Below are 24,250 nucleotides of genomic sequence, written 5' to 3' on the forward strand. Positions count from 1 at the left end.
AAAATTCACTGTTTAATTAGATTTCTTCTTTGAGCAACAGGTACAGGACACCATATACTTTTCTATACCGCTGCTACTGCTTCTTGTGCAACATGCATGTTATAGCAAGTATAGCAACAAGCAAGCCAAAGTATATAAAGAGCCTATATAGATTTGGAAAATATGTAAGACTTCTATCTTTCTTCTTGATAATGAGCTCACAAAAAAGTCCGGTAGTTAACCGGACTTTTAATTTCATAGAATTAGATTGTACTAAGGCATGGTTTATCGGCTCGGGAACATATATCCTAATGATAGCATAAATACGCCGTTCCTGAAGTTCGCGTCATCATCAGAGTCATAAAGGGTAGAGATGTCGCTGTTGTAGCGTACACCTATACTTAGGCCAAGCGGTGTAGAGGCGAGGCCAATACCTGCTGCGTATCCTAAAATTGTTCTCTTTAGGTCATCTGAGTCAATGTCAATGCTGGAATTGTCAAATTCGATTTTGTCCTGAATGCGAAAAGATACTTGAGGGCCAGCTTCAAAGTATAAAGGGCCAGCATTAATTTGTGCAAGAACAGGTACATCGATATAACCTAATCTAAATTTTATTTCTTCCAAGTCATCTAGCTTCGCGCCCTTCTGAGAGTACAGTATTTCTGGTTTGATGGAGAAGAAATCATCTACTACAGGAAAGTTAGCCATCACACCTGCATGAAAACCGAATCTCCTTTCATATCCAATATTATCAGCACGATCTCCCTCAAAGCCAGAGTAGTTCGCGCCTACCTTCACACCAAAGCGTGTCTGAGCTTGTGCGGCAAACACTGTAGTTAAAGTAAATAGAACTAATAAAAGCGTTTTTTTCATAAGTTAGATAGTTCGTTAAAACTGTATCAAGTGGTTGTGTAAAATCAGTTACACTTACCTGATGTAAGCCTATTACGGAAAGACATTAGAAAAGTATGTAAAGCTGATGTTAGATTTTAAGAAGCTATAAAGTTGTAAAGCCAGCCGGAGGTAATAAATACAAACAAGGAGAGGCAACCAGTTGGCTGCCTCTCCTTGTTATTTAGTTGTATAAAAGCTCCTTTGCAGGCAAAAGCGTTAACCAGCCCAGCCTTCTCTATCGAGGCTGCGGTACTGAATTGCCTCTGCTAAATGCTCTATTTTAATGTCAGGGCTATCGGCAAGGTCGGCAATGGTGCGGCTTACTTTCAAAATACGGTCATAGGCACGTGCCGACAAACCAAGGCGTTCCATCGCAGTTTTCAGCAGGGTGCGACCTGCCTCGTTTATCTGGCAAAGCTCCTTAACCATTTGCGAAGGCATCATGGCATTAGAGTGTATCTGCGGCATTTCTTTGAATCGCTCTGACTGTACTTTTCTGGCCCGAACCACACGCTCTCGCACAGATGTGCTATCTTCAGCCTTTCGGGTAGCAGTCATCTCATCGAAGGTGACAGGCGTAACTTCTACGTGCAGGTCTATGCGATCGAGCAAAGGGCCACTAACCTTGTTTAAATAGCGCTGCACTACACCGGGGCCACATACACATTCTTTGTCAGGATGATTATAATAGCCGCACGGACAAGGGTTCATACTTGCCACCAACATAAAGTTAGCCGGAAAATCGATAGTGGTTTTGGCACGGGAAATGGTAACACGCCGCTCCTCCAGCGGCTGTCGCATTACCTCCAGCACCGTCCGTTTAAACTCTGGCAACTCATCTAAAAAAAGTACGCCGTTATGAGAAAGTGAAATCTCACCAGGCTGCGGATTGCTGCCGCCTCCTACCAAAGCCACATCAGAAATAGTGTGGTGCGGCGCGCGGTAAGGGCGTGTAGTAAGCAGCGAGGAAGCTTCTCCCAACTTGCCGGCCACAGAGTGAATTTTAGTTGTTTCCAGGGCCTCGTGCATCGAGAGTGGCGGAAGTATAGATGGCAGGCGCTTGGCCAACATGGTTTTGCCGGCACCCGGCGGACCGATCATAATTAGGTTATGGCCACCTGCAGCGGCAATCTCAAGCCCGCGTTTAATATTCTCCTGGCCCTGCACATCCGCAAAATCGGCGGCATATTGATCTACGGTGCTGTTAAAGATATCACGTGTATCAATTACTACCGGCTCTATATCACGTTTTCCATCTAAAAACTCTAGGGCTTCCAATATGTTAATTACCCCAATCACGTCCAAGTTATTCACAATAGCTGCCTCCTGTGCATTTTGTGCCGGAAGTATAAATCCTTTAAAGCCTTCTTTGCGAGCTTGTATGGCAATAGGCAGTACACCTTTGATCGGGCGAAGCGAACCATCCAACGACAGCTCTCCCATGATCATGTATTGTGAAACTTTATCTGGAGCTATTTGGCCAGAAGCGGCAAGTATACCCATGGCCAACGTTAAATCATAAGCGGCACCTTCTTTCCGAATATCAGCAGGCGCCATATTGATGACGATCTTCTGGCGCGGAATCTTGTAACCGTGTTGCTTTAGGGCGGCTTCAATGCGCTGCTCGCTTTCTTTTACCGCATTGTCAGGCAGGCCAACCAGAAAGTACTTTGTGCCAGCACTAACGCTAACCTCCACCGTGATAGTATAAGCATTTACACCTTGCACGGCGCTGCCATAGGTTTTAATGAGCATCTTGTAACTTGTTATTGTAATGTTATTTTGTGGCGCAACACCACCCAAAGCTACAAAGTTCTACATTTTGCACTAAATAAAGAAAACGCGCCTTTAGGGTTTCTATGGCTGGTTTAGCCACGTGGTGGCTGGATGCACGGGCAGGTACGTGTTAGTTATGGCTTTGCCTTTTTCATGTACTGTAATAGCGGTGCAGAGGCTGTCGGGCAGCGCAACCTCAAACGTGATACCTTCCGGCTGGCTGTCGTACAGGTACACCCGTTGCTTTGCATCGTTCTGATAATAAGCCAGCGGCTCTAGTTGGCTATACTTTTGCCTGATTTCAGAGAGAGGCTTGCCAGTGCTGATTCCCTCAGGTGTCTGGAACTGCGGTGAATTTACCTGTATCTGCTTTACCGTTGGTGTGGGCTTGTCGCTGCCAAAATCAGCTTCCGTGTATACTACCAGGTAGTGCTGTGGCTGGTCTGTCTTCTGGTTGGTCCAGTAAAGCAGCGCTTTGCCCATGGCGGCATCCGTGCTGTCGGGCTTACCAAGCGTGGCTGATAATGCACTGCCTGCCATGCCTACTTCTACCTGCCCTATTCTTTTGCCGGGTATAATAAGATAAGCTGAATCAAGGGGTTGAGGCTCCGGAGTTTGTGCAGCGGCAGTTGTATCTCCTGCTGCCTGCTCAACTTCTGCCTGGTTGCGGTTTTCCTGGTTTTGGCAGGAGGCAAAGCAAAGTATAGATAGCAGTAGGAGGTATGGTTTTATTTTCATTTGTTATTTACTTAAAGGTGCACCCTTGGCATACGTATAAGTGCATCTTTTAAGTAAACAAAAGCGGTTGCATGTAAGAGCTTGTTTACATTTCATTTTTGCAAGCGAAAACTACTTTGCCAGAACCCTTTCCAAGCAGGTTGCAGCGCAAAGGATGAATTTTAAACATGCTCTAATTGTATGCAACCGCTTTTGTTTCTAAAAACTGTAGGTAGGGCTATGCTAACTTCTGTTCAATCAGAAGTATGAGTATATGAATAACCTTGATATGTATTTCCTGTACACGATCGGCATAGCCAAAGTGAGGCACACGAATTTCTACATCGCACAGCGGGGCCAGCTTTCCTCCGTCTTTACCGGTAAGGCCAATTACTACCATGCCTTTTGCTTTTGCCGCTTCTGCCGCTCTGATTACGTTGCCGGAGTTGCCGCTGGTGCTGATGGCCAGAAGTACATCGCCTGCGTTTCCCAAAGCCTCCAGGTAACGCGAGAACACATATTCATAGCCATAGTCGTTGCCAACGCAGCTCATGTGGCTTGGATCGGAGATGGAGATGGCAGGTATGGCTTTACGATCGTTACGGTAGCGGCCAGTTAGTTCTTCGGCAAAGTGCATGGCATCGCACATAGAGCCACCGTTGCCGCAGCTCAGTATTTTTCCGCCGTTCTGTACTGCCTTAGCCATAGCATCGGCAGCTTGTTCTATTGAAGAGATGTTTTGTGTATCAGACAGAAACGCGGTAAGCACTTCCTGTGCCTGCGTTAGTTCTGCCAGTATGGTGGTAGCTGTCATGTAATAGTTTATTGCGATACTTCTTCCTGTTGCAGGGCTTTCTCTGCCTGGATATTGCTCCTGAAAGCCTGTCGCTTCTCGTAGAGCTCTGCTTTCAAGCCATTTATTTTCAATTCTGCACGATGCCGGTCATGCTTCAAGTTGGCAATGTAAAGATTGCTAACCAGTACCCGGGCCAGCATAATAACGCCTCCCGCTGCTATCAACAACTGATACAGCGTTAGCGCTTTATCGTCTGAGGAAATATTTAAAAATGAATTTGCGTCTATTATACCGGCTAAAAGCAGTACTGTAAAAATAATATAGGCAAATACAATCACGTCAAGAAGCCCTTGGAGTGTTTTCATGGAGCGTAGTCGGTTTGGGTGCAACAACAGGTTCGGCTAAATATAATTAGAAAATATGATTTTCCCGAACCGCTGCGCTTTAAATCAACCTGCAACACCACTTTTGCCCCAGCGAAGTAAGAATTTACCGCTACACCGTTAGTTGCATCTGTGTTAGTTTAGCGTATAATCCACCTCGTTCCTGTAGCTCCTCATGTGTGCCGCGCTCTATAATCTGGCCTTGCTGCAGCACCAGAATCTGGTCTGCGTGTTGTATAGTGCTTAAGCGGTGTGCAATCACCACCGATGTGCGGTTCTTCATCAGATTTGTCAGTGCTTCCTGTACCAGTTTCTCCGACTCTGTGTCCAGGGCTGAGGTAGCCTCATCCAAGATAAGTATAGGCGGGTTCTGAAGTATAGCTCGGGCAATGCTGATGCGTTGCCGCTGGCCACCGGAAAGTTTGCCGCCACGGTCGCCGATCATGGTTTGGTAGCCATTTTCTGCCTGCACAATAAATTCGTGCGCATTCGCAATCTTAGCGGCGGCTATCACATCTGCTTCCGTTGCATCGGTTTTGTTAAAGGCGATGTTATTGTAAATGGTATCGTTAAAAAGTATAGACTCCTGCGTCACCACACCCATCTGCGCCCGCACCGACTGCATGGTATAGTCGCGGATGTCATGGCCATCTATCAAAATAGCCCCGGCCGTAGGGTCGTAGAAGCGTGGCAACAGGTCTGCTAAAGTAGACTTACCTCCTCCTGATGGGCCAACTAGCGCCACGGTTTTTCCTTTTGGTATAGTAATGTTGATGTTTTGCAATACAGGTTTATCACCGTAAGCAAAAGCAACATCTCTGAACTCTATCTTTTCCTCGAAAGTAGGCAACACTCTGGCGTTTGGCTTATCTGTTATCTGCGGCACAGCATCTATTACCTGCAGCACCCGATCACCAGACACCAAACCGCGCTGTATGTTACTGAAAGCTGCCGACATGGCTTTGGCTGGTACCAGTACCTGCGAGAAAAGCACGATATAGGTGATGAACTCACTGGCTGACAATTCTGACTCTTGGTTTAGAACCAGCGTACCGCCATAGAGTAGCAGCCCTGCCACTACCGATACTCCTAAAAACTCAGACAGGGGAGAAGCTAAGTCGCGTTTGTTGGCAATAGAACGCTGGATGCGGGCGTAGCGGTTGTTCTGGTCATAGAACTTGCTAAGTATAAACGGTTCTGCATTGAAGGCTTTTATTACCCGCATGCCGCTCAGCGTTTCATCTATGATGGTAAGTATAAAGCTGAGAGAATCCTGGCCTTGCTGTGCCTTGCGCTTTAGCCGTTTAGATATACCGGCAATAATACCACCAGATATTGGAAGCAGGATGAGCGAGAACAGGGTAAGTTCTGTTGACATGCTGAAGAGCAGCACGAAAAAAGCAATGATAGAGATAGGCTCCCGCACCACCACCGTCAGCGTGTTTACGACAGAGCTTTCTACTTCCTGTATATCTACCGTCAGGCGCGTCATCAGGTCGCCTTTGCGCTCGTTGCCGAAATAGCCCAGATGTAGCTGCGTGATGCGCTCGTACACCGTTTGGCGCATATTGCGTACCACGTGCGCCCGCAGTTCCCCCACAATCCGGAAGGCTAGGTAGCGGAACACGTTCGCCAGAAATACCGAAACGATGATCATGCCGCAGACAAAAAGGAGTGCTCCCGCACGTCCTTCCTGTAAGATAATCTGGCCAAAATGATAGTAGAAAAACTCTTTGAAGAATTCGAGGTTGAGTGCAAAATCAGGCTTGGTAGCCGCCATCAGTACTGCCTTTTGCTGTCCTACTTTGCCAAACAGCACATCCAACAAGGGAACAAGCAGCGTGAAGTTAAAGAGGCCGAATATGATGCCCAGTATAGTATAAAGCGAGTATAGCGGCACAAACCGGCTGTAGGGTTTGGCGTACTGAAGTATGCGAAGGTAGGTCTTCATGTTATGTATGGATGCTGGTTGCTTTGCCGGCACTAGCCTTTGCCACAGATCAGCAACGTAGGGAGCAGCAATAGGTGCCGCCCGCAATTCGGTTAAATGGTTTCAAAACAGCAGTACAAGTCACTGCTCTCAAGCTGCTGCAAAGATACTTAAATAGAATGGAGAACTCTGAATTGTGCGACAGAATTGACGTGTGATCAATACAAAAGCAGGCAGAGGCGCTCCGAAAGCGCCTCTGCCTGCTTTTGTATAAGTATAAGTTGTCTGTAAACACCCCTGCCCTTCCGAGGAAGGGAGTCTTCAGCACGAGAAGAATTCTCCTCGCCCCTTGGGGAGAGGGTTAGAGGGTATGCTGGCCGCTGTACTTTGGCCGCTGCACTTGTAGGTCTCTGCTAGCCCGCGAGATTATAAACACGACATCATTATAAGACACAAGTTGAAAATTTGCGCCATTAGCTGATATTCCCCTCCTCGGAGGGCTTGGGGTGGGTTTACACAGGTGAATCTTAATCCTCAGCCCAAACGATTAAAACTCATGCAGCCTTTGCGGAATATTCCAGCGAAAGGCAAATGAAGTAAAGGTGGTATTCAGGTCAAAGGCGTTATCGTCGGCATCAGTGCGGCGAATTATCTGCTTCAGATCCAGGAACACGTTGTGGCGCAGCTGGAAGGACGCAGTCAGGTCGAGGTGCAACTGGTTGGTTTTTACTCCTTGCCCAATTTCATTGCCATAGGTGCCAGGGCGGTTGTAGTAAGGGCGCAACACATTTCCGCCGTAGTTTAACGAGTCTGTGGGCGTCATTCTGTCCTGGCCGTATTGGGTGGCAATAGCTTTGCCCGTTAGCATCAGGCGCGGGATTGGCTGATAGTATACCACACCTACCAGCTCTAGTAAGTTAGCGCCTGTAGGGTGTGCCAGTGGCTGGCGGTAGTGTTGGTAGTTGGTGAACTCTGTGCGGTGCTGGTAAGTATAAGGGCGGATAATGTTCATCTCTCCCTGAATATCTAAGTTGCTCAGACCAAAAGCATCAATATACTTTGCCCCAATCTGGCCCGCTTGCTTGTTAGCCCACCAGCCATCGCCAGCCTTCACCTCGTTCAGCACAAACTCGTCTAACTGCAATTGGCCGTATAGTTGCACCCTATTAGCGATATTCCAGCGGAAATCGGCACCGAGCATGGCATTATCAGAGCTTCCAAGGCCTTGTTCTATACTTCTGTAAAAGATGATGGGGTTAAGGTACTGCAGCTCAAACTTGCCTTCGCCACGCGCAAACACTACTTGCTCAAACAGCCCGAAGTTAAAGTTATCGGTTACGTTTACACCCAGGCGGTGCAAAGCCATGTACTTTTTCGGGAGCAGCTCATCGTTACGGTCGGCCGTGGCAATCAGTTCCTGGAACAGGTTCATATAATGCAGCTTCCATACCTTGGTGTTCAGCTTCAGGAAAAAGGCCGGTGGTGCGTAATCAGAGTATACCAAAGAGCGGTAGCCATCCCCAATCACGTGGCGGTCGTGGCCCAGCTGTATTTCCACGTGCTTGCTTAGGGCATAATTAAGGTAACCACGTGCCGTGATAAAGTCGTAGCCTCCTTCCTTAAAGTTCTTCCACAGGGTTTCGTGAGGCACCACACCGTCGCGGCGAATGCGGTTGTTTACATACAGTGGAAACCGTGCCTGGTTCTCACCTACAAAAGCATAGAATCCAAAGCGTTTGTCAATGCTGCCCTCTAACTGCACACCGCGTGTGTTAATGTAACGAGCGCCGTCGGTGTTATTATCCAGACCCACTTCAAAATGTATTACCGGGTTTACACGAAGCGTAAAGTCCTCCGTTTCCACATGATACAGGTCTGTCTTGTTTCGGTAAAAATAGTTGAGGATTGGCTTACGGCTATCGTTGTCTTCTTGGGTTGTATAGTTCCAGTTGTCGTTCAATAAATACTGCGTATTAAAGGCATCCACGCGTGTGCGGGCATTGCGTGCGCCAACTTCAGCCAGCTGTGCTACATCGCGGCGGCCATAGGGGCGTACTGCTGTATGCATTTCCGGCACCTGATCGCCATACTTTATCTGGTAACGGTCTATCAGGTGATAGGTGTCAGGGTTGTAAGGCATATATACATCCTGTGCCTGCACGGCCAGGGATGCAAACGCTAAGGTTAGGGCACCAAGTATACGTTTCATGAAGTGCTGTTTAGCAAAAGAATCTGATTTGTAGAATGCGAATGTACTGCTTTTGAGTATTAAAGTTCTGCTGTCTAAGCTTATTTTATACGGTCATGTTGATTTATGATTCGTGGATGCTGCTGCCTAACAAGCATTTACAGACTGATGCTGTATAGCCTAAGGTAGAAGCTGTGCGTGTGGAGCAGTGGTATGTTCGAAACAAGGGTGCCTATAAGAGAAGCAGGATGTTACTACAAATTATGAGCAGGGGCTGGTACAAAAACAGCAGTAAGCTTGGTGCAAGCACAGGACCTTCCGTATCTTTAAGCCAACAACACATGCGCATGGAAAAGAATAACGTAAATATCCTGACAGATACCCCTTCGCTTGCGAACCATTTTGTGGCCGAGCTCCGCGATATTTCAGTACACGGTGATAGTCTCCGCTTCCGCCGGAATCTGGAGCGGCTGGGCGAGCTGCTTGCTTACGAAATTTCTAAAACGCTGCCTTATAGCAGTACTACACTTCAAACACCGCTGGCAGAAACACAAACACAACTGCTGACCGAGCAGCCGGTGCTTGCCACTATTCTGCGAGCAGGCTTGCCACTGTACCAGGGCATGCTCAACTACTTTGATAAAGCGTACAGCACATTTGTAGGCGCATACCGGGTGGAGGAGGAGAATACGCAGCTTCAGATAAACATGGAGTACCTGGCCTCTACCAACCTACACGACAAAATCCTTATCCTGGCAGATCCTATGCTGGCTACAGGCCGTTCGCTGGTAAAATCGTACCAGGGCATGCTGCGCCACGGCAAGCCAAAGCAGGTGCATTTTGCGGCTGCCATTGCTGCCCCAGAGGGGCTGGCTTATGTGCAGGAGCAAGTGCCAGAGGCGTACATCTGGCTGGGCGCACTGGATAGCCACCTGAACGAGAAGTCTTACATCATTCCTGGGTTGGGAGATGCCGGAGACCTTGCCTTTGGCCCTAAAGTATAGCCTGAACCTTTGTGCTAGAGCGCCTGTTAAAGACTAACTTCTTTAACTAGCTATTTTTTAGTTGATTAGCCATGTAAGTTGTTGGAATAATGATGGAATTATTCTAGGTGTATTGCGTATACTATAATGATCCAGCTGTTTTAAAAGTTGGAGTACAAATTTAATCTGATCCTACTGTGTTTATAGAATTGATGAAATACCTAACGGTATACCTGATCAGTATGGTCAAATTTTTTGGTGGTCCGGTTACTGGCGTATCCTTAGGTTTAACTTATACAGAGACGGCGTTACTTACGGTGGCAGGTATGATGACAAGCGTTGTTATATTCTCTATCGTTGGCAGAGCTGCATCTAAGTGGCTGTCGGCGCGGCGCCGGGCAAAGCAAAAGCCTATGTTTTCTAAAAAAAGCCGTCGCATTGTCCAGATCTGGTGCCGCTTTGGTATAACGGGTGTTGCTTTTCTCACGCCAATCCTGCTCACTCCGATATTCGGTACTATTGTCGCTTCCTTGTTTGGTGCACCGCGTAAGCACATTTTAATTCACATGCTTTGGAGTTCAATTTTCTGGAGTGCTATACTTAACCTGATGGTTTTCGAGTTTGGGCAAATGGCGGAAGGTTTGCTGTTGAGTATAACTAATTTTTAACAAGAGGCGGTAATCTAATTTAGTTTAGCCGTGAAGCAGCAATAGTTTTCCCTCGCCCAAGTATAAATGCTGCTCTAGCTTCTACTTATATAAATAAGCTGTCACAACTACTCCACAAGTATAAGTTTCATGGCTGGCGGTATCAAACGGATAGGCCGTGACCTGTCCCTGCGGAGATGGCTATGTGAAGCGTTCCCATTCCCTGATCTGGTAATGTCGCAAGTTTAGCGGAGCGTAACTTGTGACGGGGCATATGGCAAGTTTTCAACTTGCTTTCTGCGTGAGCAGAAATTAGGCGGTACCAGTTGATGTAGATTGCTTTCTGCGCGATACCTTTATCGAGAGGCCTTGGCCCAGTCGTGAGCGCTACAAATTATAGATATTGGAGCTGTAGGATGAGCGGCAGTTAGAGAGAATAACTTGTTCAAAGAAGCTGAAACCAGAAACGATGGAAGTAGATTACGTCAAGTATAGCTAAGCTAATGCAAGCATGGCTTTTCAAGCCAATAGAGCTGGAAGCTCTACACCATAGTAGGCACTAGCTGCAAGCTAGCGCCAGCCTAATGTTTGGAAATTGGTGGATAAGCAGCAACTAGAAAGAACAGCTTGGCTGAAGATGCAAAAGTAGTGGCTATGAAAGTGTAAGTTAGAACAATTATAGCTAAGCTGTAGCAAGTATGGCTTTTCAAGCCAGTTGAGTTACAAACTCAACACCATAGTAGGATACAAGTCTGAAGACTTGCACCATAATAGGTGCTGCGCAAGTACAGCCGTCGCTAAGCAAGTATGGCGGCTCAGCCAATACGCTTTAAACAAAAACAGCAACCGTTTCCGATTGCTGTTTTACATTTATTTTTTTCTATTTCCCTTCTTCTTCGTCTTCTGCCAGAAAGAATTCTTAGGATCTCCGCTCTTCTTGCCCTTCTCAAAGTTAGACTTGTGGCGACTCTTCTTCTCATGAAAAGCACCTTTGAAGTCAGGATTCTCGCGGCGTTTCTGCCGATCTATGTCGCGGGCCATTTCCTGCTGCTCCTCAAAAGGGGTTTTAAACTCTTTTACCTCTTCTGGTTTTGGCACCTGCTGTATCTTCATGCGGATGATCTCTTCGATCTTGTGCACATGATACATTTCAGCCTCAGTGGCAAACGTAATGGCGGCTCCAATATTCTCGGCACGGCCTGTGCGGCCAATGCGGTGCACATAATCCTCGTAAATAAGCGGCACATCAAAGTTAATCACATGGCTCACCATGGTTACGTCTATACCGCGTGAGGCAACGTCGGTGGCAACCAAAAAGCGCACTTCGCCGCCTTTGAAAGCCTCCATAGAGTTAATGCGCGTATTCTGACCTTTGTTGCCATGTATGGCACGTACCTCTCCATAGTTGCGGTGCTCCAAAAACTTTGATACACTCTCAGCGTTCTTCTTGCTGCGGGTAAAGATGATAACGCGATTAAACGTTTCAGCATCCTGAATCAGGTGCTCCAGCAGTTCGATCTTCGTGCGCAGGTTTGGCACCTGGTACAGCACATGCGTTACTGTTTCTACAGGAGTGGCCTGTGGGGTAACCTCTACCCGCGTCGGGAACTCCAGGAATTCCTCTGATAGCTCCACAACTTTATCAGGCATGGTAGCTGAAAACAGCAGGTTTTGGCGCTTGCGTGGAATCACCTCCAGCAACTGGCGGATCTGCGGCATAAAGCCCATGTCCATCATCTTATCGGCCTCGTCCAGTATCAGCGTTTTCAGGTCTTTCAGAATAAGCTCACCTTTAAAGTATAGCTCCATCAGGCGCTTAGGTGTAGCCACAATGATGTCAATACCCTTGTTCAGGATTTCGATTTGTGTTTTAGGCCCTAAGCCACCGTAAATAGCAGTGTGGCGCACATCAGTGTATTTGGCTAGCAGTGTAATGTTTTCCTCAATCTGCATCACCAGTTCGCGGGTAGGCGCGATGATAAGCGCACGCGGGTGCTGGCCCTGTGCGTACTTTATCTTCATGAGCAGCGGTAACAGGAATGCAGCTGTTTTACCTGTGCCGGTTTGGGCAATGCCCAGTATATCATGCCCAGCCATGATCAGCGGAATAGCCTGCTCCTGTATAGGTGTAGGCTTCTCGTAACCAGCTTCCTCAATAGCGTTCAGCAGCTGTTTGTTCAGCTTAAAATCCTCAAATGTAACGGTCTCTTTCTCTGCTTCTTCGGCCATGGCTGTGGTACTTATACTTTGTGTTGAGTTACAAAGGTACGGGAAAAATGGTTAACACAGATTAAAGGTAGCCTGCCTGAGCGGAACAGTGCGTGCAGGTTGCCATTGCTTTATATCAGGCATGATTAATTGGCTCAGCTACAAACGCTATGCAGGTGTGGCGCAAGCAGCACAAATTTGAATCATGCCACTCCAGCCTGAGAATAGCATCGGGATATACTCTTAACCATAAAAAGGAAGAGTAAGTATAAGCTAACCTTTCAACCTTTCCTTAGTTCCCCTATATTAGCAACATGAAAACTATCCTCATAAAGAACGCTCAACTCGTAAACGAAGGAAGTATAACGGCTGCCGATGTACTGGTAAAGGACGGTCGCATTGCGCAGATCGGGCAAAGTATAAGCACTGAAGCGGATGAAACCATCGACGCCACTGGACTGCATTTGTTGCCCGGTGTAATTGATGACCAGGTGCATTTCCGGGAGCCGGGCCTCACCCAGAAAGCTAACATAGAAACCGAAGCCAGAGCGGCGGTGGCAGGTGGTACTACCTCTTTTATGGAGATGCCAAACACGGTGCCTAACGCTACCACGCAGGAACTGCTGGAGGACAAGTATAAAATAGCCGCTGAAACCTCGCTGGCAAACTACTCCTTTTATATGGGAGCTACCAACGATAACTTATCTGAGGTGCTGCTTACTAACCCGAACACCGTTTGCGGCATCAAGATATTCATGGGCTCCTCTACGGGCAATATGCTGGTGGATAACGAAGAAACGCTGGAGCAGATCTTCTCGAAAGCCAAGCTGCCGATTGCCGTGCATTGCGAGGACGAGCAGACCATCCGCGATAACATGGCGGTATATGAGGCAAAGTATGGCGAGGACATTCCAATAGAATGCCACCCCGAAATAAGAAACGAAGTGGCCTGTTTTAAGTCTTCTTATCTGGCTGTGAAGCTGGCCGAGAAGTATAATACGCGTCTGCACATCCTGCATATTTCCACCGAAGAAGAGCTGAAGCTTTTCCGCAATGATATTCCGCTGGAGCAGAAGCGCATTACAGCAGAGATATGTGTGCACCACCTGTGGTTTGATAAAGCAGATTACGACAAGTATGGCACCCAGATAAAATGTAACCCGGCTGTAAAAGAGCATCGCCACAAAGAAGGACTGCTGCAGGGGCTGCTGGAGGATAAGCTGGATGTAATTGCTACGGACCACGCGCCACACCTTTGGGACGAGAAGCAGGCTAAGTATAAAAAAGCGCCATCGGGGGTGCCGCTGGTACAGCACTCGCTGCAGATGATGCTGGAGTTTGTGAAACAGGGCAAACTGACGCTGGAGAAAATGGTGGAGAAGATGGCGCATGCCCCGGCTATCCTTTTTAACGTGCGCGAGCGCGGCTACATAAGAGAAGGCTATTGGGCTGACCTGGTGTTGGTAGACCTGAACAAGCCTTATACTGTGACTAAAGAGAACACCTACTACAAGTGTAACTGGTCGCCGTTTGAGGGGCACACGTTTAGCTCAAGTATAGCGCATACTATCGTTTCCGGGCACCTGGCCTTTTCTGAAGGAGCGTTTGATGAGAGTAAGAAAGGGGAAAGGCTGCTGTTTGATAGACAGGAAGTATGAACTTAGAGCAATTTAAAGAGCTACACACCCGCTTCTTCGGCAAACAACTGCCGGAGGAGGTGCTAGCTTCAGAAGCGTATGAAGCATATGCTGATGCCATACATGAAGATGAAGCCTGCTATAACTGGGCCACAGCTGAAAAGCTAAAAGCCAAAGGCTTCGACTACGCAGGTTACTGCTGTATGATGATGGCAGATAAAGTATACCAAAGCCTGGATGAAGACGGGGAAACCAAGTATGGTGAACCCGACGTGATCATTAATAAATGGGACGAAGGGCTGTATGGCATCCCCATACATGATGGAGGCTCCTCCATGGTGGTAATTAACTACTGCCCTTGGTGCGGAACTAAGCTTGCTAAGTAAAGCAAAGGCAATTCTGCTGGACAGGCTATAGTAGCAGGTATATATTCAGAAAAAATATACTTCTGATTTATAGTTTATTATGCTTCTGCAGCGATTTATGAGCTAAAAAATGTGCGGCTGCTATTGCATTCTGTGAAATGCTATGTATATTTGCACACTCAAACGAGAAAACGGTGGTTGTAGCTCAGTCGGTTAGAGCACCAGATTGTGATTCTGGGGGTCGTGGGTTCGAGCCCCATCTTCCACCCCAAGCCCTTGAAGCTGAAACTTCAAGGGCTTTTTTGTTTACCTTTGCCCTGTGTGAATGGCAGTGTGCCCAGGCTCATTTCATTCACCCATTCAAAATTCAGTCATTCAAAATTAAAAAAATATGAGTTTAACAGTAGTTGGTTCGATGGCGTTTGATGCGCTGGAGACTCCCTTCGGAAAAACAGATAAAATTGTAGGTGGTGCGGCAACGTACATCTCGCTGTCAGCTTCTTATTTCGTGAAGCCGGTAAACGTGGTATCCGTAGTGGGCGGTGACTTCGACCAGGATCACATCAAACTGATGCACGAGCGTAACATCAGCACCGAAGGCGTGCAGGTTAAGGAGAATGAGAAGTCTTTCTTCTGGTCTGGCCGCTATTTTAATGATATGAACAGCCGCGAAACACTGGTAACAGAGCTGAACGTGCTAGGCGATTTCGACCCGATTATTCCAGCTAGCTACCAGGGCTGCGAATTCCTTATGCTGGGCAACCTAGCCCCGCAGGTGCAGAAAACGGTTATCGAGCGCCTGACTAGACGCCCGAAGCTGGTTGTAATGGATACCATGAACTTCTGGATGGATATTGCCCTGGAAGAACTGAAAGAGACTATGAAGCTGGTGGATGTGCTTTCTATTAACGACGAAGAGGCGCGTCAGCTAAGCGGCGAATACTCTTTGGTGAAAGCAGCTAAGAAAATCATGGCGATGGGGCCAAAGTTCCTGATCATCAAAAAAGGTGAGCACGGTGCCCTGTTGTTCAACGAAGATAAAATATTCTTTGCGCCAGCCCTTCCGTTAGAAGAAGTATTTGACCCAACCGGAGCAGGAGATACGTTTGCCGGTGGCTTTATCGGCTACATTGCCAGCACAGGTGATATCAGCTTTGAGAACATGAAGCGTGCCGTGATCCATGGTTCTGCCCTGGCATCTTTTTGCGTAGAAAAGTTCGGAACAGAGCGCTTGAAAAATCTTAGCCAGGAAGAAATTGATGCACGTGTGCAGCAGTTTGTAAACCTGGTGGCTGTAGATACGGTGGTGCAGTAAACATAGTAAAAGTGTATACTTTGGAAAGGGAGGCTCTGGCCTCCCTTTTTGTATTTATGCGGTATAGGCTATATTAGGATATCTTTGCTGTTTTGTAACAAAATATGCTCGGAAGGGGTAAAACTAAGTATAGAATCAATGAGGAGACAGAGCTATGAACGAAGATAAAAATAACAATAAAGAGAGACTGCAGAAGCAATCAGAAGCTGCTGCAACATCAAAAGTAGAAAACAAGCGCCAGCAGGAAGGTTATACTGACCAGGTACAAATTGATCCTGCTAAAAAGTCACTTCAGGCAGATGATGCCAAAGTGCAAAACCCTAACCGAAACCTGGCAGAAGGTGGCAATAACTCTCGTTACACAAAATCGAAGTAGTTAACGCAACCATCTGATCCAAAATAAAGCTATGAAAACGTAAGAGGAGGACTGCTCACCGAGCTATCCTCCTTTTTTTGTGCCTTAAAGTGTGCCGCTGCAGCCTTAAATGGTTATCTTGTGATGCTCCTACTTAAGCTGCATGTATAAAACTGATATCTGTATACTTGGTGCCGGCCCGGGTGGTGCCACCGCTGCGCTCCATCTGGCTAACAAAGGTATTCCCTCCCTTCTGATTGATAAGGCAGCTTTTCCGAGAGATAAAATATGCGGCGATGCCCTTAGCGGCAAAGTGGTAAATGAGCTGCGTCGCATTGCTCCTGAGTTGCCCGAACTACTAGGTACACAGCAGGAGGCCCTGCCATCCTGGGGAATTCATTTTATCTCACCGGGAGGTCATAAATTAAGCGTTCCTTTTTTGCAGAACTATAATGCAGCTAAGGATGTGCCGGCCGGGTACATCTCCAAGCGAATTTATTTCGATAATTTTCTGGTGGAGCAAGTACGGCAGCGGCCGGAGATAGAGCTGTGGGAAAACGTGGAGATGACCAAGTATGAACGTGAAGAAGATGGCAGTTTTATACTTCGAAACAAGCAGGGGGAGGCGCTGGTGCAGGCAAAATTACTGCTGGTTGCCAACGGGGCACAGTCAGGCTTTACAAGACATATAGCAAATCTACAGCAGGAACCGGAGCACTACTGCGCTGGCCTGCGCGCTTACTACAAAGGCGTTACAGGTATGGATGCCGATAACTTTATTGAGCTGCATTTCTTCAAGGATTTTCTGCCGGGTTACCTGTGGGTGTTTCCGTTGCCGAACGGAGAGGCAAATGTAGGAGTAGGCATGTTGAGCAGTGCTGTGAGCAAAAAGAAAGTAAACCTGAAAAAGGAAATGCTCCACATGATCGCCACGCACCCATCGCTAAAGCAGCGTTTTGCCAATGCCGAACTGGTAGATGATATCCGTGGGTTTGGTCTGCCGCTTGGCTCCAAGAAGCGTTCTATTTCCGGAGACAATTACATGCTTTTAGGAGATGCCGGTGCGCTTATAGACCCATTTACAGGCGAAGGAATCAGCAACGCTATGATTAGCGGCCGCTGGGCAGCAGAGCAGGCAGCTAATTGTTTGCAGGAGCAGAAGTTTACTGCCGCTTTTATGCAAGGCTACGATAAAGCTGTGTATAACCGCCTCTGGAAAGAACTACGCCTGAGCCGCCACCTGCAAAAGCTGCTGAACTATCCCTGGCTATTTGATAAAGTAGCCAGCAAAGCCTCTAAAAACGAAGCCCTCGCTGAAACCATTTCCTGCATGCTCAACGATGTAGACCTGCGCGAGCGCCTCAAGCAGCCGTCGTTTTACATGAAGTTGCTGTTTAATTAGATGCTAGACGTTAGATTTTAGACGCTAGATAAGTGTCTCTTTTCTGATGAGAGGTAGCAGTTCATGATTTTTTGCTGTACTACATAATTAGCATGAAGTATTGTAACTTATATATTGACTTTGCTCCAAGCTGGGTGACTTATGATAAATTGACCAACATCCTTGGGCAAACTCCTAACAAGCATGAGAAAACTAAATTTGAAACTAGTGATGAGCCTTCAACTTGGTGGCTGCAACTAGTAGAGGATGAAGGCGATAGTAATGCTGACTCTATAAATTTTTTCTTAGATATACTCGAGCCAAACTTTGATAAACTAGAGATGCTAGATATTAAAAGAGAAAACATACTGATATGGCTTGTATATGAATATCAATATCAGTGCGCTCTAAGTTTCATCCCCAATGAACTTGAAAGGTTAGGGAGAAACGGTATTACGCTTAATATTGACTGCCACGAGACAAAAGAAATATAGTACTGTGTGCCGAAATTATTTTTAGCCAAGCTAGAAGTCTAGCATCTAAAGTCTAACGTCTAATATCTAAGCTAAAACTCCTGCTTCAGCCACAGCTTAAAGTTATGCTTTTCAGCTTCGGTTGCGTCGGCTCTTTTCTGGATGGTATACTTGCTGTAATACATGCTGTTGTTTTGTTCTAGCCTTACTACGCGAAGCTTTTTATCTCTAAACAGCACCAGCTCTACTTCTTCGGGCTCCAGCGCCAGTAGTTGTTGCAGGTTATTTTCCAGTTTGCGGCCGTTTAGTGCCACCAACTCATCGTCTATACTTAGCACCTCACTGGCTGGTGAGTCTGGTGCAATAGCGGTTACTTTTATACTTGCGTCGGAAGACGAAACTTTAAAGCCATACTTGCCTTCGTGCTGAAGCAGGTTAAGTTGCTCCTTTAATGTACAGCCAACATAGCGCAACGCTTCATCCAGCGGCTGCTCGATAGGAGCGGTGCCGTTGATAAAGTTATCGAAGTAGGTTTGAAATGGTTGGCCTGCCACCTCGTCTATTAACTGCGCATAATCCTGTTCGGTATAGCCAATGCCTTTCTTACCATATCGTTCCCACAGTTCCCGCATCACAACATCCAAGCTGGCTTTATTGCTGGTGACTTTACGCAGTTGCAGGTCCAGGAGCAGGGCTGTTAGAGCGCCTTTTATGTAGATGGAAACTTTACGGTCTGGTATGCCGGGCTTGTAGCCATCCAGCCATAGGTCAAAAGAAGAATCAGCAACGGATAAGTTATTGCGGCTATAGTCGGCAAAGTAGCGCTGTAGCGTGGTGTTCAGCTCTTCGAGATAAGCCTCGGCCGAGAAGAAGCCACTTCTGGCTAGCATATAATCGCCATAGTAGGTGGTAATACCCTCTGCCACATAGCCTGTTTTAAAGTAGTTTTCCTGCGCCAGGTTGTAGGGCATCATTTCCTTGGGGCGAATTTTCTTGATGTTCCAGGTATGGAACAACTCGTGGGAGCTCACACCTATAAACTCCTTGTACAGGCTAGGCTGCATGAGCAGTTCTCCCGGCCCTAAGGTTATCACGGTAGAATTGCTGTGCTCCACACCATGGTAATAGCGGTAAGGCAGAATCTCGTTCAGGTAATGGTACTCCTCCACTGGGAAATCACCAAACACCTCCAACTGCTCTTTTGTGAAGCCAATAAAGTCCTGCTTTAGCTTTTTCCGATCAGGTTGGCAGTCGCCCTGTATCCAGACATGAAAAGGAATGCTGTTTACTTCAAAGGTTATTCCCTCCAGACTGTTGCTGGCTATAAAAGGGCTGTCTACAAGAGTATCGAAATTAGCGGCCTCTAAGGTATGTTTTTCTGTTTCCGGTAAACCACAGGCAATCTGCCACTCTTCCGGCAAATGCAGCTTTAGCTGGCAAGGCTCCTGCTCCCGTCCCTCCACCGCCATCAGGCAGTTGATTGGGTTCAGGTATAGTTGCTCCTCATCCAGCCAAGAGCCACCCGCATCCATTTGGCGGGCAAAGAAGCTATACTTGATTTCTAGTGTCTCAGCACCTCCTGCCTGAACAAGCCACCGGTCCTTTGTCACTTTTTCTATACTTATACTTTGTCCATTAGCTACGGCGGTAACAGCCTTCAGCTTCTGGGCGAAGTGCTGTAACTCGTAGCGACCGGGGCGCCAGGCTGGTAGTTGCAGGTATAGTTCCTCTTGGTTGTTACCAGGTATAGCGATGGTGATATCGACAAAATGCGTAAGCGGGTTTGTATAGGAAATGCTGTAATGTATCATGTGGTTTTATGTTTTGTATTGCCTGCAAGTATAAATACTGCTATAAGCGGGGCTTTGTTGGTGAGCTTCAGGTGGCAAGATATCAAGTATAAATGCCTTTAGAAGCAGCAGAACAAGGATGTAAATTAAATTTAGGGAAAAAAGTAGAACAGACTTTGCTATTTTACAAAGGTTTACTAATTTTGCAGGCCATAATAAAACCATTGGCAGACGATGAAAAGAACATTCCAGCCTTCTCAGAGAAAAAGAAGAAATAAGCACGGTTTCAGATCTAGAATGGAGACCGCAAACGGTAGAAGAGTATTGGCCAGCAGAAGAGCCAAAGGTAGAAAGAGACTTACAGTTTCTAGCGAGAAAAGACATAAGGCAGCTTAATTCCTGATTCAGGAATAGGCTTCGCTATTGTATAGCCGCTAATGGATTCAGCAGCAGTTAACGAGCAGCCAGCCAGCCAGCCTAACAGTTATACATTTTCGAAAGAAGAACACTTGTGCAGTAAGCGGCTGATTTCGCTGCTTTTCTCCAAGGGTTCTTCTTTTAATTTGTATCCGCTGCGGTTTGTCTATCTCTCAGCACAGGAATTGCCTCTTGGGCAAACCCAAGTACTCGTTTCTGTGTCTAAGCGTTATTTTAAACGTGCTACCGACCGCAACCGCCTGAAGAGGCAAATGCGTGAGGCATACCGCCTTAACAAGCACGTATTACTCCAGCATCCCGAGCAGGCACCACGCCTGTTGGGTATTCTTTACATTGGTAAAGAAAAAAAATCCTTTGAGTCCATCCAAAAAAAACTAATTTCAGGTTTAGAGCGTTGTTTGAATAAGTAGCACCTCCGCGCTCTTCTAACACTGAAATTATGTATAAAAAGTCTATAGCAGGCCTTCTAGTCGGCGTTGTTGCCCTTGGCCTCGTCTCTTTCAAAACCGATTCGGAGAAATATTTTGAGATCGCCAGAAATCTTGATGTCTTCGCTACGTTGTTTAAAGAAGTAAATACCTATTATGTAGACGATGTGCCGCCCGCTAAAATAATGCGCACCGGTATTGATGCGATGCTCAAATCGCTTGACCCCTACACAAATTATATTCCCGAAGACGATATTGAAGATTTCCGCACTATGACCACAGGTCAGTATGGCGGTATCGGAGCAGTGATTGGCAGCCGTGACGGTAAGGTTACAGTACAAATGCCGTATGAAAACTCTCCGGCACATAAAGCTGGCTTGGCCATTGGCGACGAGATCCTTAAAATAAACGGCGTGGATGTTAGAGCAAAGTCTACTGAGGACGTAAGCAAGCTACTAAAAGGGCAAGCGAACACCTCTGTTAAACTAGATGTGCGTAGCTACGGCCAGACAAAATCCCGAACAATAGAGTTGATGCGTGAGAACATTATCGTTGAGAATGTGCCTTACTACGGCATGATCGACAATGAGATTGGTTATTTCCAACTTTCAGGATTTACACCGGATGCGGGAAAAGAAGTGAAAATGGCGGTGCAGAAGCTAAAAGAGCAAGGTGCCAAAAAAATAATCTTCGATCTTCGTGGCAATCCTGGTGGCTTGCTGCATGAAGCGGTGAACATCTCAAATTTATTTGTAGATAAAGGGAAAGACATTGTAAGTACTAAAGGCAAAGTGGAAGAGTGGAACAAAACATATAAAGCACTTGATGAGCCTTTAGATAAAGATATTCCGCTGGTGGTGCTAACTAGTTCCCGAAGTGCATCAGCCTCGGAAATTGTGGCAGGCGTTATGCAGGACTATGACCGGGCTGTACTGGTAGGTGAGCGAACTTTCGGTAAAGGTTTGGTGCAGGTAACTCGCCCGCTCTCTTATAACTCACAGCTAAAGGTAACAACGGCTAAATATTACATCCCAAGCGGCCGCTGCATCCAGGCAATTGATTATGCCCACCGTAACGAAGACGGTAGCGTAGGGAAAATTGCAGACTCGCTACGTGTGGCTTATAAAACTGCTGCCGGCAGAATAGTATACGACGGTGGCGGTGTTAGCCCTGATGTGGAGGTTGAGCAGCCAACTTACTCTGAGATCACCAAAACGATTGCAGTAAAAGGCTACTTCTTTGACTATGCTAATAAGTATAAAGCGGAGCACCCAAGCATACCTGCGGCTAAAGAGTTTAAGCTAACTGATGCAGAGTATAAGAAGTTTGTTGCTTATTTAACTAATAAAGATGTTTCTTATACAACTGCGATAGAGGCAGAGTTGAAAGATGTGGCTGAATCTGCAAAAGAGGGAAAACATTATGATGACATTATAGCTGAGTTGGATGCGATTAAGAAAAAAGTTTCGCACAACAAGTCTAATGACTTAACGCGCTTCCGTCCGGAAATACAGGAAATGCTTGAGGCTGAAATTGCTTCGCGTTACTATCTACAGAAAGGCTATATAGAATCTTCATTTGATGATGACCCGGATATACTAATGGCAAAGCAGGTGCTGAATGATCCGGCTAAGTTCAAGTCATATTTAAAAATGAATTAGAAGTAATAGAGATAAACAGGAACGGGAGATGCTACGGCGCCTCCCGTTCCTGTTTATAAAGCTCTTGTTTTGGTAGCTACGCTTGCTTACCGTAATTTTGCAGAAGTCAATTATCAAACATAACCATACTTGCATATGCCACTGTTGCTTGCACTAGAAACCTCCACCACTGTTTGCTCTATCGCATTATATAAAGACCAGCAACTTCTGGGGGCGTCTGAATTGCAGATCGAAAAATCACACTCGTCTCATATTACTGTTATGGTGGCGCAGTTGGTTGAGAACTGCGGAGCTTCATTGCAGGACTTAAGTGCAGTGGCAGTATCAGGCGGGCCCGGATCTTATACAGGTTTGCGCATTGGCACCTCCACAGCCAAAGGCTTATGCTTTTCTCTCGATATACCTTTAATTGAAGTATCTACATTATATGGATTGGCGGCGCAGGTTATAGCAGCAACACCAAACCCAGAACAGTATTTGTTTTGCCCCATGCTGGATGCCCGTCGTATGGAGGTATATACTTGTATAGTTGATCATCGATTGCAGGAGGTGGAGCCTATTGCGCCAGTGGTGCTGGATGAAAACTCTTTTGCCGAACAACTACAGGAGAGGCAGGTTATATTTTTTGGAAGCGGGGCTCAGAAACTAAAGGAACTGGTAAACACTAACGCTAATGCTTTGTTTGTGGATGGTGTGCTGCCAAATGCCAGAGCCATAGGGGAACTAGCGCTTGTTAAGTATGAGCAGGCAAAGTTTGAAGACGTGGCATACTATGAACCCTTCTACTTAAAGGATGTTTATATTACAAGTGCAAGCAAGAGCGCTAAATAATAAAGAGAAAGCAAAATGTCAGAAGAAATAATAAACCGTGTGGCGCAGAGTGCGCTGGTAACGCTAAACCTGGAGTTGCTGTTGCATCCGGGGGAGCGTATCGTATATGATATCAAAGATAACCTCTTTCATGGTCTAATCTTAAAGGAAAAGGATTTTCGTGCATTCGTGAAAGAGCATGACTGGTCGCAGTATAGTGGTAAGAATATAGCCATCATTTGTTCTGCTGATGCTATAGTACCAACTTGGGCCTATATGTTACTGGCTTCAAAGTTATCTGGCCATGCTAACTTCTATGTTTTTGGAGATCTGGAGATGCTGGAATATGGTCTTATGCAGGAAGCAATCTCAAAAGTAGATATGGAAGAGTACAGAGATGCAAAAGTGGTAGTGAAAGGATGTGGGAGTATTCCTGTTCCAACCTCTGCTTATATAGAGGTGATGCGAAAGCTGCTTCCGGTAGCTTCAAGCATCATGTATGGAGAGCCATGTAGTACGGTACCCTTATACAAGAAGCCTAAAAGCGCATAGCTAGCACGTGTCTAATAGAAAAAGTGGGAGCAGGATGAACTAAATTCTGCTCCCACTCTGTTTTTATAGGGCGTGCAAAACTCTAGATGAAAGCAAAAACAGCTTCAGTGAGCTAAAGTTAAGCTTGTTTAACAGGAATAAGTAGTCGCATATTGATCAGTTTAATCCTTAGGGAGTGGCGGCGCGGTAATTATAAAGACATACCCTAAAAACAATCTTGCTCAAATTCAGGTTGTTGCGAAAAAGAGGGGATTATTTGGCGGTGTACGCTTGCGGGTCGGGAAATGTTTGCTACTTTTGCATCCCGGTTCAGCAGGAACGGGGAAACGGGAAGAGGGGATAACACAGGCTGCGGCCGCGATTTGTTGCCTCGACCCAAAAAGGAAACGCTGAAAAAAAAGATTTGCCTCGGTGCTTGCGGAAAGGGAAAAGGTTCTTACCTTTGCAACCCGCTCCGGAAGGGAGAGGCCGGGAAAATAAAGAGAAAAAAAGTTCTTGTTTTCCGAAAGTCTTTTCTTACCTTTGCATCCGCTTCCAGAGGGAA

The 24,250-nt window shown here is 46.5% G+C and carries 24 protein-coding genes and 1 tRNA gene; 15 read left to right on the top strand and 10 right to left on the bottom strand.

Going from position 1 to position 24,250, the window contains the following annotated elements; translation table 11 throughout:
* Window positions 1-264 precede the first annotated feature (264 nt).
* The 7 genes from ACFQ2O_RS07530 to ACFQ2O_RS07560 form a co-directional block, all read right to left on the bottom strand.
* Window positions 265-852 (bottom strand): porin family protein, encoded by a 588-nt coding sequence (locus ACFQ2O_RS07530; protein ID WP_377525037.1) that lies wholly within the window; start codon window positions 850-852, stop codon window positions 265-267.
* A 237-nt stretch (window positions 853-1,089) separates the two neighbouring features.
* The gene (locus ACFQ2O_RS07535) at window positions 1,090-2,628 is read right to left on the bottom strand and encodes a YifB family Mg chelatase-like AAA ATPase (RefSeq protein ID WP_377525040.1); all 1,539 of its coding nucleotides are present in this window, start codon (window positions 2,626-2,628) and stop codon (window positions 1,090-1,092) included.
* 102 nt (window positions 2,629-2,730) lie between these two features.
* A complete protein-coding gene (locus ACFQ2O_RS07540) occupies window positions 2,731-3,387 on the bottom strand; it encodes a hypothetical protein (RefSeq protein WP_377525043.1) in 657 nt (218 codons plus the stop codon).
* 217 nt (window positions 3,388-3,604) lie between these two features.
* A complete protein-coding gene (lpcA, locus tag ACFQ2O_RS07545) occupies window positions 3,605-4,180 on the bottom strand; it encodes a D-sedoheptulose 7-phosphate isomerase (protein ID WP_377525046.1) in 576 nt (191 codons plus the stop codon).
* Between the two features lie 8 nt (window positions 4,181-4,188).
* Window positions 4,189-4,527 carry a hypothetical protein gene (locus ACFQ2O_RS07550; RefSeq protein WP_377525051.1) on the bottom strand — a complete coding sequence of 113 codons (339 nt, stop codon included), beginning with the start codon at window positions 4,525-4,527 and terminating at the stop codon, window positions 4,189-4,191.
* Between the two features lie 130 nt (window positions 4,528-4,657).
* A complete protein-coding gene (locus ACFQ2O_RS07555) occupies window positions 4,658-6,496 on the bottom strand; it encodes an ABC transporter ATP-binding protein (protein ID WP_377525055.1) in 1,839 nt (612 codons plus the stop codon).
* A gap of 526 nt (window positions 6,497-7,022) precedes the next feature.
* Window positions 7,023-8,684, bottom strand: coding sequence for a hypothetical protein (locus ACFQ2O_RS07560; RefSeq protein WP_377525059.1), 1,662 nt, complete (start codon window positions 8,682-8,684; stop codon window positions 7,023-7,025).
* Window positions 8,685-9,004: 320 nt separating this feature from the next.
* On the opposite strand from ACFQ2O_RS07560, the gene upp reads away from it, so the two are divergent.
* Window positions 9,005-9,667: a uracil phosphoribosyltransferase gene (gene upp, locus ACFQ2O_RS07565; RefSeq protein ID WP_377525062.1), complete on the top strand. Its 663-nt coding sequence runs from the start codon at window positions 9,005-9,007 to the stop codon at window positions 9,665-9,667.
* 221 nt (window positions 9,668-9,888) lie between these two features.
* Window positions 9,889-10,314, top strand: a complete 426-nt coding sequence (locus tag ACFQ2O_RS07570) for a hypothetical protein (protein WP_377525065.1) — start codon at window positions 9,889-9,891, stop codon at window positions 10,312-10,314.
* 849 nt (window positions 10,315-11,163) lie between these two features.
* Here the strand turns inward: ACFQ2O_RS07570 and ACFQ2O_RS07575 are convergent.
* The gene (locus ACFQ2O_RS07575) at window positions 11,164-12,522 is read right to left on the bottom strand and encodes a DEAD/DEAH box helicase (RefSeq protein WP_377525069.1); all 1,359 of its coding nucleotides are present in this window, start codon (window positions 12,520-12,522) and stop codon (window positions 11,164-11,166) included.
* Between the two features lie 293 nt (window positions 12,523-12,815).
* Between ACFQ2O_RS07575 and ACFQ2O_RS07580 the strand changes: the two genes are divergently transcribed.
* From ACFQ2O_RS07580 to ACFQ2O_RS07610, 7 genes are all read left to right on the top strand, one after another.
* Window positions 12,816-14,159 carry a dihydroorotase gene (locus tag ACFQ2O_RS07580; protein ID WP_377525073.1) on the top strand — a complete coding sequence of 448 codons (1,344 nt, stop codon included), beginning with the start codon at window positions 12,816-12,818 and terminating at the stop codon, window positions 14,157-14,159.
* Window positions 14,156-14,524: a DUF6980 family protein gene (locus tag ACFQ2O_RS07585; protein WP_377525076.1), complete on the top strand. Its 369-nt coding sequence runs from the start codon at window positions 14,156-14,158 to the stop codon at window positions 14,522-14,524. Before ACFQ2O_RS07580 ends, ACFQ2O_RS07585 begins: the two co-directional genes overlap by 4 nt.
* 173 nt (window positions 14,525-14,697) lie before the next feature.
* A tRNA-His gene (locus tag ACFQ2O_RS07590) sits at window positions 14,698-14,774 on the top strand.
* A gap of 120 nt (window positions 14,775-14,894) precedes the next feature.
* Window positions 14,895-15,818: a PfkB family carbohydrate kinase gene (locus ACFQ2O_RS07595; protein ID WP_377525079.1), complete on the top strand. Its 924-nt coding sequence runs from the start codon at window positions 14,895-14,897 to the stop codon at window positions 15,816-15,818.
* Between the two features lie 154 nt (window positions 15,819-15,972).
* Window positions 15,973-16,194 (top strand): hypothetical protein, encoded by a 222-nt coding sequence (locus ACFQ2O_RS07600; RefSeq protein ID WP_377525082.1) that lies wholly within the window; start codon window positions 15,973-15,975, stop codon window positions 16,192-16,194.
* 142 nt (window positions 16,195-16,336) lie between these two features.
* Complete coding sequence (locus ACFQ2O_RS07605) at window positions 16,337-17,575, top strand: NAD(P)/FAD-dependent oxidoreductase (RefSeq protein ID WP_377525086.1); 1,239 nt, start codon at window positions 16,337-16,339, stop codon at window positions 17,573-17,575.
* Window positions 17,576-17,667: 92 nt separating this feature from the next.
* Entirely contained in the window at window positions 17,668-18,048 is a 381-nt protein-coding gene (locus tag ACFQ2O_RS07610) for a hypothetical protein (RefSeq protein ID WP_377525089.1), read from the top strand.
* A gap of 71 nt (window positions 18,049-18,119) precedes the next feature.
* On the opposite strand, the gene ACFQ2O_RS07615 is transcribed toward ACFQ2O_RS07610, so the two are convergent.
* Window positions 18,120-19,838, bottom strand: coding sequence for a M61 family metallopeptidase (locus tag ACFQ2O_RS07615; protein WP_377525092.1), 1,719 nt, complete (start codon window positions 19,836-19,838; stop codon window positions 18,120-18,122).
* 92 nt (window positions 19,839-19,930) lie between these two features.
* On the opposite strand from ACFQ2O_RS07615, the gene ACFQ2O_RS07620 reads away from it, so the two are divergent.
* The 6 genes from ACFQ2O_RS07620 (at window position 19,931) to ACFQ2O_RS07645 (ending at window position 23,706) form a co-directional block, all read left to right on the top strand.
* On the top strand, window positions 19,931-20,095 hold the full coding sequence (locus tag ACFQ2O_RS07620; RefSeq protein ID WP_377525113.1) for a hypothetical protein: 165 nt from the start codon (window positions 19,931-19,933) through the stop codon (window positions 20,093-20,095).
* Window positions 20,052-20,213: a 50S ribosomal protein L34 gene (rpmH, locus tag ACFQ2O_RS07625; RefSeq protein WP_071784616.1), complete on the top strand. Its 162-nt coding sequence runs from the start codon at window positions 20,052-20,054 to the stop codon at window positions 20,211-20,213. Before ACFQ2O_RS07620 ends, rpmH begins: the two co-directional genes overlap by 44 nt.
* A gap of 41 nt (window positions 20,214-20,254) precedes the next feature.
* Window positions 20,255-20,665 (top strand): ribonuclease P protein component, encoded by a 411-nt coding sequence (locus tag ACFQ2O_RS07630; RefSeq protein ID WP_377525097.1) that lies wholly within the window; start codon window positions 20,255-20,257, stop codon window positions 20,663-20,665.
* A 29-nt stretch (window positions 20,666-20,694) separates the two neighbouring features.
* Window positions 20,695-22,344: a S41 family peptidase gene (locus tag ACFQ2O_RS07635; protein ID WP_377525101.1), complete on the top strand. Its 1,650-nt coding sequence runs from the start codon at window positions 20,695-20,697 to the stop codon at window positions 22,342-22,344.
* A 135-nt stretch (window positions 22,345-22,479) separates the two neighbouring features.
* Window positions 22,480-23,175: a tRNA (adenosine(37)-N6)-threonylcarbamoyltransferase complex dimerization subunit type 1 TsaB gene (gene tsaB / locus ACFQ2O_RS07640; RefSeq protein WP_377525104.1), complete on the top strand. Its 696-nt coding sequence runs from the start codon at window positions 22,480-22,482 to the stop codon at window positions 23,173-23,175.
* A gap of 15 nt (window positions 23,176-23,190) precedes the next feature.
* Window positions 23,191-23,706, top strand: a complete 516-nt coding sequence (locus ACFQ2O_RS07645) for a DUF2480 family protein (RefSeq protein ID WP_377525107.1) — start codon at window positions 23,191-23,193, stop codon at window positions 23,704-23,706.
* Between the two features lie 227 nt (window positions 23,707-23,933).
* Here ACFQ2O_RS07645 and ACFQ2O_RS07650 read toward each other — a convergent pair.
* The coding region (locus ACFQ2O_RS07650; protein ID WP_377525110.1) for a hypothetical protein at window positions 23,934-24,250 on the bottom strand (317 nt) is incomplete at its 5' end.

This window comes from Pontibacter rugosus, assembly GCF_042678745.1.
GTDB classification, from domain to species: domain Bacteria; phylum Bacteroidota; class Bacteroidia; order Cytophagales; family Hymenobacteraceae; genus Pontibacter; species Pontibacter rugosus.

What these genes read in the sequence shown, in the direction of transcription:
- ACFQ2O_RS07530 (WP_377525037.1), bottom strand. Translation starts at nt 852, where the DNA reads ATGAAAAAAACGCTTTTATTAGTTCTATTTACTTTAACTACAGTGTTT.
- ACFQ2O_RS07535 (WP_377525040.1), bottom strand. Translation starts at nt 2,628, where the DNA reads ATGCTCATTAAAACCTATGGCAGCGCCGTGCAAGGTGTAAATGCTTAT.
- ACFQ2O_RS07540 (WP_377525043.1), bottom strand. Translation starts at nt 3,387, where the DNA reads ATGAAAATAAAACCATACCTCCTACTGCTATCTATACTTTGCTTTGCC.
- lpcA (WP_377525046.1), bottom strand. Translation starts at nt 4,180, where the DNA reads ATGACAGCTACCACCATACTGGCAGAACTAACGCAGGCACAGGAAGTG.
- ACFQ2O_RS07550 (WP_377525051.1), bottom strand. Translation starts at nt 4,527, where the DNA reads ATGAAAACACTCCAAGGGCTTCTTGACGTGATTGTATTTGCCTATATT.
- ACFQ2O_RS07555 (WP_377525055.1), bottom strand. Translation starts at nt 6,496, where the DNA reads ATGAAGACCTACCTTCGCATACTTCAGTACGCCAAACCCTACAGCCGG.
- ACFQ2O_RS07560 (WP_377525059.1), bottom strand. Translation starts at nt 8,684, where the DNA reads ATGAAACGTATACTTGGTGCCCTAACCTTAGCGTTTGCATCCCTGGCC.
- upp (WP_377525062.1), top strand. Translation starts at nt 9,005, where the DNA reads ATGCGCATGGAAAAGAATAACGTAAATATCCTGACAGATACCCCTTCG.
- ACFQ2O_RS07570 (WP_377525065.1), top strand. Translation starts at nt 9,889, where the DNA reads ATGGTCAAATTTTTTGGTGGTCCGGTTACTGGCGTATCCTTAGGTTTA.
- ACFQ2O_RS07575 (WP_377525069.1), bottom strand. Translation starts at nt 12,522, where the DNA reads ATGGCCGAAGAAGCAGAGAAAGAGACCGTTACATTTGAGGATTTTAAG.
- ACFQ2O_RS07580 (WP_377525073.1), top strand. Translation starts at nt 12,816, where the DNA reads ATGAAAACTATCCTCATAAAGAACGCTCAACTCGTAAACGAAGGAAGT.
- ACFQ2O_RS07585 (WP_377525076.1), top strand. Translation starts at nt 14,156, where the DNA reads ATGAACTTAGAGCAATTTAAAGAGCTACACACCCGCTTCTTCGGCAAA.
- ACFQ2O_RS07595 (WP_377525079.1), top strand. Translation starts at nt 14,895, where the DNA reads ATGAGTTTAACAGTAGTTGGTTCGATGGCGTTTGATGCGCTGGAGACT.
- ACFQ2O_RS07600 (WP_377525082.1), top strand. Translation starts at nt 15,973, where the DNA reads ATGAACGAAGATAAAAATAACAATAAAGAGAGACTGCAGAAGCAATCA.
- ACFQ2O_RS07605 (WP_377525086.1), top strand. Translation starts at nt 16,337, where the DNA reads ATGTATAAAACTGATATCTGTATACTTGGTGCCGGCCCGGGTGGTGCC.
- ACFQ2O_RS07610 (WP_377525089.1), top strand. Translation starts at nt 17,668, where the DNA reads ATGAAGTATTGTAACTTATATATTGACTTTGCTCCAAGCTGGGTGACT.
- ACFQ2O_RS07615 (WP_377525092.1), bottom strand. Translation starts at nt 19,838, where the DNA reads ATGATACATTACAGCATTTCCTATACAAACCCGCTTACGCATTTTGTC.
- ACFQ2O_RS07620 (WP_377525113.1), top strand. Translation starts at nt 19,931, where the DNA reads ATGCCTTTAGAAGCAGCAGAACAAGGATGTAAATTAAATTTAGGGAAA.
- rpmH (WP_071784616.1), top strand. Translation starts at nt 20,052, where the DNA reads ATGAAAAGAACATTCCAGCCTTCTCAGAGAAAAAGAAGAAATAAGCAC.
- ACFQ2O_RS07630 (WP_377525097.1), top strand. Translation starts at nt 20,255, where the DNA reads ATGGATTCAGCAGCAGTTAACGAGCAGCCAGCCAGCCAGCCTAACAGT.
- ACFQ2O_RS07635 (WP_377525101.1), top strand. Translation starts at nt 20,695, where the DNA reads ATGTATAAAAAGTCTATAGCAGGCCTTCTAGTCGGCGTTGTTGCCCTT.
- tsaB (WP_377525104.1), top strand. Translation starts at nt 22,480, where the DNA reads ATGCCACTGTTGCTTGCACTAGAAACCTCCACCACTGTTTGCTCTATC.
- ACFQ2O_RS07645 (WP_377525107.1), top strand. Translation starts at nt 23,191, where the DNA reads ATGTCAGAAGAAATAATAAACCGTGTGGCGCAGAGTGCGCTGGTAACG.